Origin of the sequence: Mycobacterium sp., from assembly GCF_049683935.1 — a bacterium.
GTDB lineage: Bacteria > Actinomycetota > Actinomycetes > Mycobacteriales > Mycobacteriaceae > Mycobacterium.
In genome coordinates this window covers 1-14,368 of record NZ_JBAUJR010000499.1, presented here as the reverse complement: position 1 = coordinate 14,368, position 14,368 = coordinate 1, and the positions used below count along the sequence as shown (strand labels likewise).

Sequence of the window (14,368 nt, the reverse complement as noted above, 5' to 3'; positions counted from 1 at the left end):
CGGCGGGTCTGCGCGGAACTGCGTCGACACGGTCTGACGACGGCGACATCGGTGACCGTTGCGCTCCGCGCCTACCGGCCCGGCCGGCGCGCGGTGGTCGAGGTGTCTTCCCCGGGTGGGCAGCGCTGGTTCGTCAAGGTGGTGCGCCCCGCCGCGCTCGACGGTCTGCTCGAACGCCACCGTCTGATGAGTCCGCAGACACCCGTGATGCCGGTGCTCGGCCACACCTCGAACGGTGCGGTGATCTTGCCGGTGGCTCCGGGCAGCCCGGTCCGCACGCTGATCGCCGCGGGTGCGGAACCACCTTCGGCGGAGGCGCTGGAGAACCTACTCGACGGCTTATCCCCCGCGGTTGCCGCTCTGCCCCAGAGGGTTTCACCGCTGGCGCAGACCTCAGACTTCGCGGCCATGATCGCTCACATCGGCAACGGCGAATTGCGCTGCGCAGCATATTCTCTGGCACAGGACCTGCAGAATGTGGACGCCGGGGACAGCCAGCCGGTCGCGGTCCACGGCGACTTCCACGAGGGACAACTGCTCGCCGCCGGCGGCACCGTCACCGGCCTGCTCGATGTCGATACGGCAGGCGCAGGTCAGCGCGACGACGAGTGGGCCACCCTGATCGGCCACCTGGCTGTCTCGAGAAATGTTTCGGCACAACAGTATTGCGCCGCCATTCAACAGCACGCGGAGCGCCGCACCGATGCCTCCCGGCTACGCGCGCGGGTCTCGGCCGTGTTGCTCGGCCTGGCGACCGGACCGTTCCGCGTCCAGCATCCCCACTGGCCGACGCAGACCGCCGCCCGCCTGACGCAGGCCCGTCGATGGCTGACCGGATGAGAGATCACTCATTCGCCACTCCCGGTGGACTCATCTGGACTCGCGATGCTGAACGTGGGTCACCGAAGACCCTTCGCCACGTACGTCAACCAAGGAAGGAAACATCATGACCCGTCCGCCCGTTTGGAAGGTCGTCACCGTCGGAGCCGCGATGACCGGGCTCGGTCTGGTCGGTGCCGGCGCCGCCGGAGCCGCGACCCCGGCCTCACCCCCCGCGGTGCACAGCGGCATCGAAGCACCGACGTTTGATTGGGTCCTCGACAGCACCGACGAGTTCGTCACCGCGATGGACGACTCGTGGGACGACACCTGGGACAACTCGTGGGAGGACAGCTGGGACGACACCTGGGACTAGCTTGCCCCGACCCGACGCCCACACTGTGCCCCCGGTGTGGGCGTCGGCCTGTGCAGGTGGCCATTCAGAACGCGTCTTCGGACATCTCCATGGCAGTGAGGTCGACAGCCTGCAGGATCGTGCTCTGCGCCGTCAGCCTGGGCAGGACGTTCTTGGCGAAGAACGTCGCCGTCGCCACCTTCCCGCGGTAGAAGTGGGCGTCACGGTCGCTGATGTCGCCGTCCAGGGCCGCCAGCGCCACCTCGGCCTGCTGCAGCAGCAGCCAGCCGAGGAGCAGATCACCGACCGCCAGCAGGAACGGCACGGATTCCAGGCCGAGCCGGTACAACTCGCGGGGATTGGACTGCGAGTCGACCAGGAACTTGGTCATCGCTGCGACCATCTGCTGCACATCGGCGACGGCAGTCGCCAACAGAGTGCGCGCTTCGGCCAATTCCGAACGGGCCGCACCGTTGTCGAGGAACTGACGTATCTGGGTCACGACGTGCATCAGCGCACCGCCCTGGTCCCGGGCGATCTTGCGGAAGAAGAAATCCTGGGCCTGGATCGCGGTGGTGCCTTCGTAGAGCGAGTCGATCTTGGCGTCGCGGATGTACTGCTCGATCGGGTAGTCCTGCAGGAACCCCGAGCCGCCGAGGGTCTGCAGCGACTCGGTCAGGCACTGGTAGGCGCGCTCCGAACCGACGCCCTTGACGATCGGCAGCAGCAGGTCGTTGACCCGGCCGGCCATCGCGGCGTCCGCACCGGAGACGATGTCGGCCGCGACCGGGTCCTGGTGCGCCGCGGTGTAGAGATACAGCGCGCGCAGACCCTCGGCGTAGGCCTTCTGTGTGAGCAGCGCCCGGCGCACGTCCGGGTGGTGGATGATCGAGACACGGGGCGCGGCCTTGTCGGTCATCTGCGTCATGTCCGCACCCTGGACCCGGGTCTTCGCATAGTCCAGCGCGTTGAGGTATCCAGTCGACAGCGTGGCGAATCGCCTTGGTCCCCACCATCATTCGCGCGTACTCGATCACCTTGAACATCTGGGCGATGCCGTTGTGGGTGTCGTCGACGAGCCACCCGACCGCCGGGGTGCCATGCTGACCGAACGTGAGTTCGCACGTGGCGGAGGCCTTCAACCCCATCTTGTGCTCGAGGCCGGTGACGAAGACGCCGTTGCGCTCGCCGGGTGCACCGGTCTCCGGATCGAAGTGGTACTTCGGTACCAGGAACAGGCTGAGGCCCTTGGTTCCCGGACCCGCACCCTCCGGCCGCGCCAGCACCACGTGCACGATGTTCTCGAACATGTCGTCGGTGTCACCGTTGGTGATGAACCGCTTCACCCCGTCGAGGTGCCAGGTGCCGTCAGGCTGCGGTATCGCCTTGGTGCGGCCCGCGCCCACATCGGATCCGGCGTCGGGTTCGGTGAGCACCATCGTCGCGCCCCAGGTGCGCTCGATCATCAACGACGCCCAATGCCGCTGCTGCTCATTGCCGATGGCGTTGATGATGTCGGCCATCTTCGGACCGGCCGAGTACAGGAACACCGCGGGCTGAGCACCGAGGACGAACTCGTTGATCGCCCACTCCACCATTGACGGCGCGGGCACCCCGCCGATGTCCTCGGCCATCCCGACGCGGAACCAGTCCCCGTCGTGCCAGGCCCGGTACACCTTCTTGAACGGCTCGGGGATGCTGACGACGTGGGTGGCCGGGTCGAATGTCGGCGGCTTGCGGTCGGTCTCGGCGAAGGCTTCCGCCAGCGGCCCCTCGGCCAGTTTCGAGGCCTCGCCGAGCATCTGGCGCACCGACTCGCAGTCGAGGTCGCCGAACGTGCCCGCCGCCAGCACTTTCTCCAGAGCGAGCATCTCGAACAGGTTGAACTCGAGGTCGCGGACATTGCTCTTGTAGTGGCCCATGCTGCGCCTTCCGTCCCGCTCGAGGTGTCACCGCTGTGGCGAGTTTGCTGACAGCCTACGACAGGACGGCGCCCGTCAGGCCCGATGCCAGCGGGCACAGACGAAGTCGGCGTTGCGCGCGGACTCGACCAGCGTCCACTCCGACCGCATCGGAAGCACGGGTGATCCGGCACCCAGGGTGCACGGAGCGAAGGACACGATCATGTCGTCGATCAGTCCGGCCGCGGCGAACTGACCGGCGAGGTTACCGCCCCCGACCACCCAGATGTCCTTGCCGTCCGCGGCGGAGACCAGCGTCGGGTGGAGGCCGCGAACATCACCGTCGAACGTGCGCACCGGGTGCCCGTCGGCGACGATCCCGGCCCGGTGCGTCACCACCCAGGACGGCTGCGGATACATCCACTCACCCGGATGGTTGGCCACGATCCACTCGTAGGTGTCGGCCCCCATCACCAGTGCGCCAATGGTTTCCAGGAACGGCTCGATGGCGAACGGCCCGCCGGAATCGATGTCACGGGAGGTGAGCCAGTCCAGGCTCGCGTTCTCGTCGACGATGTAGCCGTCCAGGCTGGACGCGGTGTAGTAGACGCATGCCATGTCAGTTTCCTCTCATCCAGTCCAATGGGTCGCCGCGGCGGGTGGGCACGCCGTGGCCGGCGAGCATGCCGCGCGCCAGTTCTCGGCGGTGTGCCGAATAGGTGAGTACGTGCGCGACGATTCCGTACAGCTGGAAGGACTCCGGCGGGTCGCACAGCGCATCGATCACGGTGTCGCCGAGCCGCCCGGCCGCTGTGTGCTCGGAAACCATTGCCCGCCAACGCTTGGCGATCTCGTCGTGGTGACCGGCGAGCGCGTCGGCGGTGACGAGGTCCGGCTGGGTCGCCGTGCGCCCCGGGAAGTCGTCACCCGCGATCGTCGCCAGCCAGACCTCCTTGGTCCACACCAGGGCGCCCAGCACGGCCCCGACACTGGGTTCGGGCCCATCCCATTCCAGGACCGTCTGCCGTGGTGCCACTTCGGCAACCCACTGCTGCGGGGTCAGCTGCGCCGCCTGCATGAGCAGATGGGTGGTGTCGTCGAGATCGTGGGCCACCATCAGCAGCGAGACATCCGGCGCACCAGCGGCGTCCGCCTCATCCGGTGTGCTGTCCAGCCACAACGACTGCGGAGGATGAAAATGCAGGCCATTGGGCGCGGGTAACCGAAAGTGCACGTCGCCGGCCTGTGAGGGCGGCAGCCCGTAGGTGCGGCGGAACGCCCGGGAGAACACCTCCGCCGACGACCAGCCCTCCTCGGCCGCGACCGCGGACACCGGCTCGCCTCTCTGCAGGCGCCAGGCTGCCCGCTCCAGCATGACGCGGCGGCGCAGCGCCGCCGGGGACTCTCCGGTCAGCCTGCGGACCTCACGCGAGAAGTGGAACTCGGAGGCATGGCTACTGCGTGCCATGTCGCTCACATCGCTGTTGGAGGCGTCGGTGACCGCGTCGAGCAACTCACGGAGCCGGTCGCGGCGGGGTGGATCGGTCACGGTGTCCGAGTATCGTCGGCCGATCCCGCGAGGGACATGACTTTTCCTGCTGTGCTGCCGATGCTGGCTCAGGTGTCGAGGACCTCGCTCACCCGGGCCTCGACATCGGCGGGATCACCGAGGTCCGACAGGTCGATGCCGAACCGGCCGGCAAGAACGTCGAGCACCTCCGCGGCGGTGTCCAACCGGGTCTTCTCCGTCCCGGCGGCACGGTGCACGGCGAGGTGGCGCCCCCGCAGGTTCCACCGCGCGTCGTCGGTCACCAGGGCTGTCGACAAGCCGACGACAAACCCCGACGCGGGGTGGGTGGACACGTACCAACTCCCCACCTCGAGGTCGATGCGCGGCCGGGGGTGCGGGCTGAGCAGGTAGAGCGGCTGCCATGCGCCGCGGACCTCGGCCTGGAGTTCGAAGCCCTCGGCGTGCTCGAGCAACCGGTACGGCTCGTGACGGGTCTGTTGCACCGGACCCGCCTCGAGTCGGATCGGGGACGTCAGCGTCTGGCCGCCGAAACCGACGTCGACGAGGTAGGGACCGTCCCCGTCGGGCAGGCGGACCGACAGCACCTGGTGGGTCTGCGCGGGAAGCGTGTCGTCGGCGTGCATCCAGACCACGCGCCCCGCCAGGCGGAGCACGTCGTAGCCCAACTCCTCCAGGACGTAGCCCAGCAGCCCGTTGTGCTCGTAGCAGTAACCGCCGCGTCGCCGGTGCACCAACTTGTCGGTGAGGGCGTCTGCGGACAGATCGGCGACCGGCACGCCCAACAGCGGGTCGAGGTTCTCGAACGGGATGGACCTGTTGTGCGCGGCCATCACCTCACGCAGGGTCTCCAAGGTGGGCTCAACTCCGCCGGCGTGGCCGATGCGGGCGAAGTAGGCGGTCAGGTCAGTGGCCATGCAGCAATCGTCTGACCTCAACCCCACTTCAGGTCAAGCTTGACGGAGTTGCCGACCGTGCTGGATCGTTCGGTCCCAGAGCACTGGGTACACTCGAAAAACTAGAACACGTTCCAATCCGCTACGTCAGTTGTGCAGGGGGCCGTCGTGAGCTCGACCGATATCGACCCGTCCGAGATCACGAAGTGGGATCCGGTGCTCACCGAGCGGGTCATGGGCCTGCTCAAACCGTTCCTCAAAGGCTGGCACCGCGCGGAGGTGCGCGGCCTCGACACGTTCCCGGCAGGCGGCGCCCTGGTGGTGGCCAACCACTCCGGCGGCCTGTTCCCGATGGACGTCCCGGTGTTCGCCAGCGGCTTCTACGAGGAGTTCGGCTTCGACCGGCCGGTGTACACGCTCAGCCACGACATGCTGATGGTCGGACCCACCGGGGCGTTCTTCAAGAAGGCCGGTTTCATCCCCGCGAACCACAAGAACGCCGACGAGGCGTTGCGGTCCGGCGGCGTCGTCGTCGTGTTCCCGGGCGGCGACTACGACGTCTACCGGCCGTCGTTGAGCGCGAACAAGATCGACTTCGACGGGCGCACCGGTTACGTCAAGGCCGCGCTCAACGCGGGAGTCCCGATCGTGCCGACGGTCGGGATCGGCGGCCAGGAAAGCCAGCTGTTCCTGACCCGGGGCACCGACGTGGCCAAAGCGCTGGGCCCGATCGCCCGGCTGTTCCGCGCCAAGATCGTGCCGGTGTCGTTCGGGTTCCCGTTCGGCCTGTCCGTGGTCCTGCCGGTCAACGTGCCGCTGCCGGCCAAGATCACCATGAAGGCACTGCCGCCGATCCACATCACCGAGGAGTTCGGCGAGAACCCCGACATCGACGAGGTCGACGCCCATGTCCGGCGGGTGATGCAGCGCGCCCTCGACGAGTTGGCCAAGGAGCGCCGCATCCCGGTGCTGGGCTGAGCACATGGCACTCACCGATCCGCTGACCAAACCACTGGGTCTGCTGTCGACGATGGTGCGCGCCGGCATCATCGCACCGATGCGCCCCGACAAGTACCTGCGTATCGGCGCGGCGATGCAGCGCGAGAACATGGCCATCACCTCGGGATTCGCCGGTGCCGCCCAACGCTGTGGTGACCGGGCCGGCCTGGTCGACGAACTCGGCACCCTGACCTGGCGGCAGATCGACACCCGCGCCGACGCGCTGGCCACCGGTCTGCAGGCGCTACCCGATGGCCAACCCGAGGTCCTCGGACTGATGGCCCGCAACCACCGCGGATTCGTCGACGCGCTGATCGCCGCCAACCGGATCGGCGCCGACGTGCTGCTGCTGAACACCTCTTTCGCCGGACCCGCCCTGGCCGAGGTGCTGCAGCGCGAGGGCGACGGCAAGACGGTGGCGGTCGTCTACGACGAGGAGTTCACCGAGACGGTGGACCGGGCGCTGGCCGAGCGCCCCGAGACCACCCGCATCGTCGCGTGGACGGACACCCCGGAACATCCGTTGACCGTCGAGCAGATGATCACCGCCCACGACGGCGAGACGCCGAGACGCGCCGCCCGGAAGAGTCGGACGATCCTGCTGACCTCGGGGACCACCGGAACGCCAAAGGGCGCAAGCCACTCTGGCGGCGACCCGAGCGTGCTCAAGGCCATCCTGGACCGAACCCCCTGGCGCGCTGAGCAGCCCGTCGTCATCGTCGCGCCGATGTTCCACGCCTGGGGTTTCTCGCAGCTCGCGTTCGCGGCGTCGATGGCGTGCACGATCATCACCCGCCGCAAGTTCGACCCGGAGGCCACCCTGGACCTGGTCGATCGGCACCGGGCCACCGGCCTGTGCGTCGTGCCGGTGATGTTCGACCGCATCATGGACCTACCCGACGACGTTCTCGACAAGTACAGCGGCCGCTCGTTGCGCTTCGCGTCCGCGTCGGGTTCGCGGATGCGCCCCGATGTGGTGATCTCGTTCATGGACCGCTTCGGCGATGTCATCTACAACAACTACAACGCCACCGAAGCCGGCATGATCGCCACCGCCACCCCCGGCGATCTGCGGGCCGCCCCCGACACCGCGGGGAAACCCGCCGAGGGCACCGAGATCCGAATCCTCGACGGTGACCTGAACGAGGTGCCCACCGGTGAGGTGGGCGGGATCTATGTCCGTAACTCCACCCAGTTCGACGGCTACACCTCCGGCACCACGAAAGACTTCCACGAGGGCTTCATGTCCTCGGGTGATGTCGGCTATGTCGACGGCGCCGGCCGCTTGGTCGTGGTGGGCCGCGACGACGAGATGATCGTCTCCGGCGGCGAGAACGTCTATCCGATCGAGGTGGAGAAGACGTTGGTCAACCACCCCGACGTGGCCGAAGCCACCGTGCTGGGCGTCGACGACGAGAAGTTCGGGCAGCGTCTGGAGGCGTTCGTCGTGCTCACTGCCGACGCGTCGGCGACGCCGGATGCGCTCAAAGAACACGTCCGCGAGAACTTGGCGGGCTACAAGGTGCCGCGTGCCATCACGGTCCTCGACGAACTCCCCCGCAGCATCACCGGCAAGATCTCCCGTAGGGAGTTACAGGACCGGGCCGGAAGGGCATAGAGACGTAATGGCTAAACGACGACCACTGCTGCGCGCCCTCGTCGAGTTGGCGAACGCCGCCAACGGCGTGCAACCGCTGGCCCGCGAGGGCTACCCGACGATCCCGGTGTTCGCGTTCGGGTGGCCGACGTCGGAGATGTCGCCGCTGTACATGGCGGGTTCGATGCTCGACGCGATACGCCGCGGTATCCGTGGCGATTTCCGCGGCCGGCGCGGACGTGTTGCGCTGCTGCTGACCGGGGTCACGTGGGGTCTGCTCTACCTGATCCACCGCCGCAACGTGGCCGCGCAACCGCATTTCGAGGACCCGCTGCGAGAAGCGCTCGGCGAGGACTACCAGGCCATCGCCGAGAAGGCGAGGCCCGCGCGGCGCCGCGTCGTCGGGGTGTGGCCCAACGAACTGGTCAGGCGCCGCTACGTCGAGAAGGCCGGCACCATTCAATACGGGCCGCACCGAGCCACCAACCAGGCCGACATCTGGCGTCGGTCCGACCTGCCCCGTGACGGCAAAGCACCTGTGCTGCTGCAGGTTCCGGGTGGCGCGTGGTCGATCGGCATGCGCAAACCGCAGGCCTACCCGCTGCTCAGCCATCTCGCGGAGCACGGGTGGATCTGTGTGTCGATCGACTACCGGGTCAGCCCCCGCAACACCTGGCCCGACCACATCGTGGACGTCAAGCGCGCGCTGGCCTGGATCAAAGAGCACATCGCCGAGTACGGCGGGGACCCCGAGTTCGTGGCGATCACCGGGGGTTCCGCGGGCGGGCACCTGTCGGCACTGGCTGCGCTCACCGCCGACGACCCCCAGTACCAACCGGGCTTCGAAGACGCCGACACCTCCGTGGTGGCCGCCGTCCCCATCTACGGACGCTACGACTGGGTGTCCGGGAAGGGCAGCGGCCGCAAGGAATTCATCGGCTTCCTGCAGAAGTTCGTGGTCAAGAAGCCGTTCGCCGCCAACCGGCAGGTCTATGTCGACGCCTCACCCAGCCACCGACTGCGCGCCGACGCCCCACCGTTTTTCATCCTGCACGGCCAGGACGACTCGATCATCCCGGTGCCCGAGGGCCGCGAGTTCGCCGAAGCGCTGCGTGAGGTGTCGACGTCGCCGGTGGTGTACGCCGAGATCCCGCACGCACAGCACGCTTTCGACTTCTACTACGGATCGCCGCGAGCGCATTACACCGCCCAGGCCGTCGAGGAGTTCCTGTACTGGGTGCAGACCGAGCGCAAGGTCGCCCCGGTCGAAGCGGCGGCCGGCTGAGCGGTCGTCAGCGATATTCGGGGTTGTCGTATCCGAAGTCGCAGCCGGCTTCCCATTCTGAGCGCTGATTTCCGTACGCGGGGAACCCGCCCGCACCCTTGAGAATCTTGGCCATGTGCATCAGGTTGTACGTCAAGAACGTGGTATTTCGATTGACGAAGTCGTTCTCCGGCCCACCTGATCCTTCGTCCAGATACGACGGCCCCGGACCCGCCTCGCCCATAAAACCCGCATCCGCCTGTGGCGGTACCGTGTATCCGAGGTGCTGGAGGCTGTAGAGGATGCTCATCGCGCAGTGCTTCACACCGTCTTCGTTTCCGGTGAGCAGACACCCGCCGACTCGGCCGTAGTACGCGTACTGACCCTTGTCATTGAGGACACCGGAGTAGCCGTACAGTCGCTCGATCACATGGCGCATCACCGAACTGTTGTCGCCGAGCCACACCGGCCCGGCCAGAACGAGAATGTCCGCCGCCAGCACCCGCTGCAGCAAGGCGGGCCATTCGTCGGTGGCCCAGCCGTACTCCGTCATATCCGGCCGGACACCCACGGCGATGTCGTGATCGACCGCCCGGATCTGGTCGACCTCGACTCCGTTCTTGCGCATCAGCGCCACACTGCGGTCCACCAGTCCCTGTGTGTTGCTCAACTCCGGCGATCGTTTCAACGTGCAGTTGATGTACATGGCCTTGAGCCCTGTGAAATCGGGATCGGTGGGCGGTGTGGTCATGGCGACTCCTTCTCCGGCGGCGTTGGTTCACGTGTGCGGCATCAACGGTAGCGAAGAGAACGGTTTCCCCAGCTAGGGCGGTATCGCTGTGCGGACAGCCGCCCTGTGCCGTGATACCGGCGTGCTGCGGCACCCGACCGTAGCCCTCACGCTAATCACGCTAGCTCGACTAGCGTAAATGGGAGTAGCCTCAATTGCGTGGAATCAATCGTGACAAGCACAGAGGCCAAGAACCGCCTCAACGCGCTACTGGCCGAAGTCGAACGCACGGGTCGCGCCGTGACGATCACCAATCATGGCCGCCCGGTCGCCAAGTTGGTGCCGGTCCAGCCTGTGCCGCGCACATTCGGTCAGTTGCCACATCTGGTCGTTCCCCGTGATTTCGACGCTCCCCTACCGGAATCGGAACTCGCGCGTTGGGAGGGTGCCGACTCGTGAACGTCCTCTTGGACACGCACACGCTGCTGTGGCTGGTGAGCACACCGTCCGAAGTGGACGCGGCGGCCTTGGCCGTGCTCGCCGACCCGAACACAAGCCTGTGGGTCACAGCGGCGTCGGCCTGGGAAATCGCTATCAAGACACGGCTCGGCCGCCTCGATGGCGAAGCACTCTTGTCGGCATGGACCGACGTCCTCTCCGACATGAACACCACCGAGTTGCCCATCGAGTCCGCGGATGCGATCCTCGCGGGCCGACTCCGCTGGGAGCACAAGGACCCGTTCGACCGGGTGATCGTCGCGCAGGCGGTGCGGCGCAGTCTCACCATCGCGACCCGCGACGAGAAGATCCTCGAGGCCGCGATGACCCCGACCCTGCAGACCTGACCCGAGCGAACCGCCTACGGCGCCATGGCGGTCTCGACGACCGTCAGCTCCTCAGAAAACCCTGCAGCAGCGCGGATCTCGACGAAGGCCTCGACCATCGCGTCGGTCAGCTCGTGCGGATCCTCGAGCGTCCTGCCGTCGGAGAGCACCGAGATGTTCAACTGGTCGACATAGCTCCACACCGTGATGTTGAGTCCGCTGCCCGCCGTCAACGGACCGACCGAGTAGATCTCGGTGACCAACGCGCCACCGACACGGGCGCGTTCCCTGGGTCCCGGCACGTTGGAGATCGGCAGGTTCATCACCTTGTTCTGGCCGTCCTTGTTCGACAACCAGCGGAACATCGCTTCGGCCGGTGCGGGCGGGAAGTACGCCGACCACCGACTGACCAGTTCCGGTCCGAGTAGGTTGTTGCTCTCCTTGCCGGCCGCGGCGGCGTCGTGGGCGGCGCGCACCCGCTCCAGTGGATCCTCGACGTCGACGGGCAGGCTGACCAGCACCCCGGTGAAGTAATTTCCGAAGATGCGGTCCGCCGAGAAGTCGAAGCTCACCGGAACCGAGGCCAGCAACGGATGGTCTGCACGATTGTCATAGCGCAGCAACAACTTTCGAAGTGCGCCCGCCGACAGCGACAACACCATGTCGTTGATGGTGACGCCCAGGTGTTTGCCGGTCTTCTTGACGTCGTCCAGCGACAGGGTGGCAGTGGCGTACCGCCGCGTGGCGTCGACCATGTGGTTCATGAACGACGGTGGCGGCGTGAACGGTCTCGTCAGCTCGGGCGACAGTTTGTGCGGGCTCTTCCGCACCCGGCTAACCCCCTGGGCGGTGTAGCGCACCACGGAGGGGAATTTGCCGATCTGCCGCAGGTGATCGGTGAACGCCGTCCGCACCAGTTCGCCTTTGGACGGAGCCGGATCGGTGGCGTAGGAGTCGCGATCCGTCGCGGGACCATCCTGCAGGTCCATGCCGCGAGCGAGCAGGTTCGCCGAGGCGACACCGTCGGCCAGCGCGTGGTGGATCTTGCCGAGCACCGCGATCCGTCCGTTGGCCAGGCCCTCGATCAGATACATCTCCCACAGCGGACGGCTGCGATCCAGCGGGGTGCTGGCGATCCGGCCCACCGCTTCGTCGAGTTGCCGGCGGCCACCGGGGGCGTCGACCCGGTAGGGCCGTACGTGATATTCGAGGTCGACCTCGGCGTTCTCCCGCCACATGGGGTGGTGGAACTTGAACGGGATGTCGATCAGCTCGAAACGGAACGGGTCGAGCTTGTGCAGCCGACCGTGGATGACCTTGCGCAGTTCCTCGACGCCGAACTTCGCGTCACCGAGATCGTCGAGTTGGATCACCGCCAACTTCAACGTGTGCATATGCACATTGGGGGTTTCGCTGTACAACAGCACAGCGTCCCACCCACGAAGCCTCTTCACGCCAACCCCTCCTGCCCGGAGGCGTCTATATAACCTCTTTGGCCCCGATGAGACTTCTGTTTCGGTGAATATGGTTGAGGAACAAGCCGATTGCCGTCGCGGCAGGTCCCGTTCGAGCGCCGTCGATCATGTCGAAGCCGTGCCCTGCTCCGGGCAGTTCGACGTAACCCACCACCGACCGGGAGACCTCTTTGAGACGGTCGACGAAACTGCGGGCCTGCGCCACCGGGATGACGCTGTCACCGGTGCCGTGCATGACCAGGAACGGCGGCGCCTGGGGATGCACCCGCGCGATCGGGGAGGCCTTGCGGAACAGGTCCGGATGCTTGGCGATCTTGCGGCCGACGACCACCCGCTCGAGGAAGTCGACGAACCTGACCCGCTCGACGGTGGACTTGTCCTCCCAGTCGTAGCGCCCGTAGATACCGACCACGGCGTCGACCGAGGTGTCCGACCCTTCGGGCAGTTCACCCTGGAACTCGGGATCGTTGGCCGTCAGACCTGCCAGCGCAGCGAGATGCCCGCCGGCCGAGGTTCCCGCCACGGTCACGAAGTTGCGGTCACCGCCGAACTTGTCGACGTTGGCCCGCGCCCAGGCGATGGCGGCCTTGACGTCCATGATGTGGGCCGGCCAGGGGTTGTGCGGCGCGACCCGGTAGTCGATGGACAGACACACCCAGCCCTGCTCGGCCAGATGGGACATCAGCGCGTAGCCCTGTAGGAAGCGGCTGCCGTGTACCCAGGCGCCGCCCGGCAGGAAGATCATCACCGGCGCGGGCTCGGCGGGCAGGTCGTCGCGGCGCCAGACGTCGAGCAACTGCGTGGGCCGCGGTCCGTACCGCACCGAGGTCCGGTGCACATTGCGGCGATGTTCGCGCATCTTCCACACCGGCGGGGTGCTCTCGGGCTCCGGCCATTCGATCTCGAGATCCTTGGCGGAGACGACTCCGCGGAGGGCGGCCTCGGAGACCGCGTTGGTGCTTTCGCGTTCCTGGCGTTTGAGTTCGGCGTCGCTGGGGGTGAACAGCGATCTGGCGGTGGCACCGAGGAAATCCGGGGCGTGCCGAGCCCCCCAGATGAGCCCCGCTGTCAGCGCGCCCAACGGCTCGAGGTGCTTTCCGATCACCGGGAGCGACGCGGATGCGACGCTCATGGCCAGCAAGTGGTCGGAAGGACCGGCTTTCAGCAACCATTGCAGGCGGGTGGTGAGGGTCGGGCCGGGATACCGGATATCCGGTCGTTCCGTCATTGCGCGAGCGTACCCCGCTGACCGGAAACGAAACGACAATCTGGGCGAAGTTGTCTACTCAGGCCGAAAGTGTCATCTGCCTGTGATGTGGCTCACATTTGACGTGCGGCGGCGGTCGCGCGATAGCTTGACTTGACGACCGTCAAGAACCGAGGACAGAGGCTCACCCATGGGCAGCACCGTGCGCGCGTCAGCGCTTGCCATCTCCGACGACCACCAGGATCTCGCCGAGGCGGTGTCCGGCCAACTCACCCGGTTGCACACCCTGGCCACGGCTCGGGCGTCACTCGAAGGCGGGTCGTCACATCCATCCGAGATCTGGTCGGCGGCAAAAGAACTCGGATGGATCGGGCTGGCCATCGGCGAGGACTTCGGCGGCTCGGGATTCGGGCTGGCCGAGCTGGCGGTGGTGCTCGAATGCCAGGGCCGCCAACTGTCCCCGGGCCCGTTCCTGCCCAGCGTGTCCGCAGCGGTGGTCGTCGACCGCTGCGCTGCGGAATCCCTTCGTACCCAACTACTTCCCGCCCTCGCCACAGGCGAGGCCGTGGGTGCGCTGGGCGTGTCGGGATCGCTGTCGGTGAGTTCCGACCTGGTCGTCACCGGGGAGAGTTCCGCGGTGCTGGGCGCACCCGATGCCGACGTCCTGGTCCTGACCGCGGGCGATGACGTGGTGATCGTCGATGCCGGCGCCGAGGGCGTCACCGTCACCGCGCTCGAGCCGCTGGACACCACCCGCAGCACCGGGTCGGTGG

General features: G+C 66.9%; 14 protein-coding genes and 1 pseudogene. 8 read left to right on the top strand and 7 right to left on the bottom strand.

Going from position 1 to position 14,368, the window contains the following annotated elements; all coding sequences use genetic code 11:
• Both WA965_RS28585 and WA965_RS28580 read left to right on the top strand, forming a co-directional pair.
• Window positions 1-840 (top strand): phosphotransferase (locus tag WA965_RS28585; RefSeq protein ID WP_526448272.1); only part of this gene is annotated, 840 nt, incomplete at its 5' end.
• 106 nt (window positions 841-946) lie between these two features.
• Entirely contained in the window at window positions 947-1,195 is a 249-nt protein-coding gene (locus WA965_RS28580; RefSeq protein WP_526299344.1) for a hypothetical protein, read from the top strand.
• 64 nt (window positions 1,196-1,259) lie between these two features.
• Here the strand turns inward: WA965_RS28580 and WA965_RS28575 are convergent.
• From WA965_RS28575 to WA965_RS28560, 4 genes and pseudogenes are all read right to left on the bottom strand, one after another.
• Window positions 1,260-3,096: pseudogene (locus WA965_RS28575) on the bottom strand (acyl-CoA dehydrogenase C-terminal domain-containing protein).
• A 75-nt stretch (window positions 3,097-3,171) separates the two neighbouring features.
• Window positions 3,172-3,693, bottom strand: a complete 522-nt coding sequence (locus WA965_RS28570) for a dihydrofolate reductase family protein (RefSeq protein ID WP_526299346.1) — start codon at window positions 3,691-3,693, stop codon at window positions 3,172-3,174.
• A gap of 1 nt (window position 3,694) precedes the next feature.
• Window positions 3,695-4,624, bottom strand: a complete 930-nt coding sequence (locus WA965_RS28565; RefSeq protein ID WP_526299348.1) for a helix-turn-helix transcriptional regulator — start codon at window positions 4,622-4,624, stop codon at window positions 3,695-3,697.
• 68 nt (window positions 4,625-4,692) lie between these two features.
• The gene (locus WA965_RS28560) at window positions 4,693-5,520 is read right to left on the bottom strand and encodes an arylamine N-acetyltransferase family protein (RefSeq protein ID WP_526299350.1); all 828 of its coding nucleotides are present in this window, start codon (window positions 5,518-5,520) and stop codon (window positions 4,693-4,695) included.
• 147 nt (window positions 5,521-5,667) lie between these two features.
• On the opposite strand from WA965_RS28560, the gene WA965_RS28555 reads away from it, so the two are divergent.
• Genes WA965_RS28555 through WA965_RS28545 form a run of 3 tightly spaced genes read left to right on the top strand, consistent with a single transcriptional unit; the run spans window position 5,668 to window position 9,380 of the window.
• Window positions 5,668-6,477, top strand: a complete 810-nt coding sequence (locus tag WA965_RS28555) for a 1-acyl-sn-glycerol-3-phosphate acyltransferase (RefSeq protein ID WP_526299352.1) — start codon at window positions 5,668-5,670, stop codon at window positions 6,475-6,477.
• A gap of 4 nt (window positions 6,478-6,481) precedes the next feature.
• Window positions 6,482-8,116 carry an acyl-CoA ligase FadD12 gene (fadD12, locus tag WA965_RS28550; protein WP_526299354.1) on the top strand — a complete coding sequence of 545 codons (1,635 nt, stop codon included), beginning with the start codon at window positions 6,482-6,484 and terminating at the stop codon, window positions 8,114-8,116.
• Window positions 8,117-8,123: 7 nt separating this feature from the next.
• Window positions 8,124-9,380 (top strand): alpha/beta hydrolase, encoded by a 1,257-nt coding sequence (locus tag WA965_RS28545; protein WP_526299356.1) that lies wholly within the window; start codon window positions 8,124-8,126, stop codon window positions 9,378-9,380.
• Window positions 9,381-9,387: 7 nt separating this feature from the next.
• On the opposite strand, the gene WA965_RS28540 is transcribed toward WA965_RS28545, so the two are convergent.
• A complete protein-coding gene (locus tag WA965_RS28540; protein ID WP_526299358.1) occupies window positions 9,388-10,110 on the bottom strand; it encodes a flavodoxin family protein in 723 nt (240 codons plus the stop codon).
• A gap of 210 nt (window positions 10,111-10,320) precedes the next feature.
• On the opposite strand from WA965_RS28540, the gene WA965_RS28535 reads away from it, so the two are divergent.
• On the top strand, window positions 10,321-10,548 hold the full coding sequence (locus tag WA965_RS28535) for a type II toxin-antitoxin system Phd/YefM family antitoxin (RefSeq protein WP_526299360.1): 228 nt from the start codon (window positions 10,321-10,323) through the stop codon (window positions 10,546-10,548).
• Complete coding sequence (locus tag WA965_RS28530) at window positions 10,545-10,934, top strand: type II toxin-antitoxin system VapC family toxin (protein WP_526299362.1); 390 nt, start codon at window positions 10,545-10,547, stop codon at window positions 10,932-10,934. Before WA965_RS28535 ends, WA965_RS28530 begins: the two co-directional genes overlap by 4 nt.
• 14 nt (window positions 10,935-10,948) lie before the next feature.
• Here WA965_RS28530 and WA965_RS28525 read toward each other — a convergent pair whose 3' ends face one another.
• Both WA965_RS28525 and WA965_RS28520 read right to left on the bottom strand, forming a co-directional pair.
• Entirely contained in the window at window positions 10,949-12,367 is a 1,419-nt protein-coding gene (locus WA965_RS28525) for a WS/DGAT/MGAT family O-acyltransferase (protein WP_526299364.1), read from the bottom strand.
• Window positions 12,368-12,392: 25 nt separating this feature from the next.
• Window positions 12,393-13,616: an alpha/beta hydrolase gene (locus WA965_RS28520; RefSeq protein ID WP_526299366.1), complete on the bottom strand. Its 1,224-nt coding sequence runs from the start codon at window positions 13,614-13,616 to the stop codon at window positions 12,393-12,395.
• A 169-nt stretch (window positions 13,617-13,785) separates the two neighbouring features.
• On the opposite strand from WA965_RS28520, the gene WA965_RS28515 reads away from it, so the two are divergent.
• On the top strand, window positions 13,786-14,368 hold a 583-nt coding region (locus WA965_RS28515; protein WP_526448271.1), incomplete at its 3' end, for an acyl-CoA dehydrogenase family protein.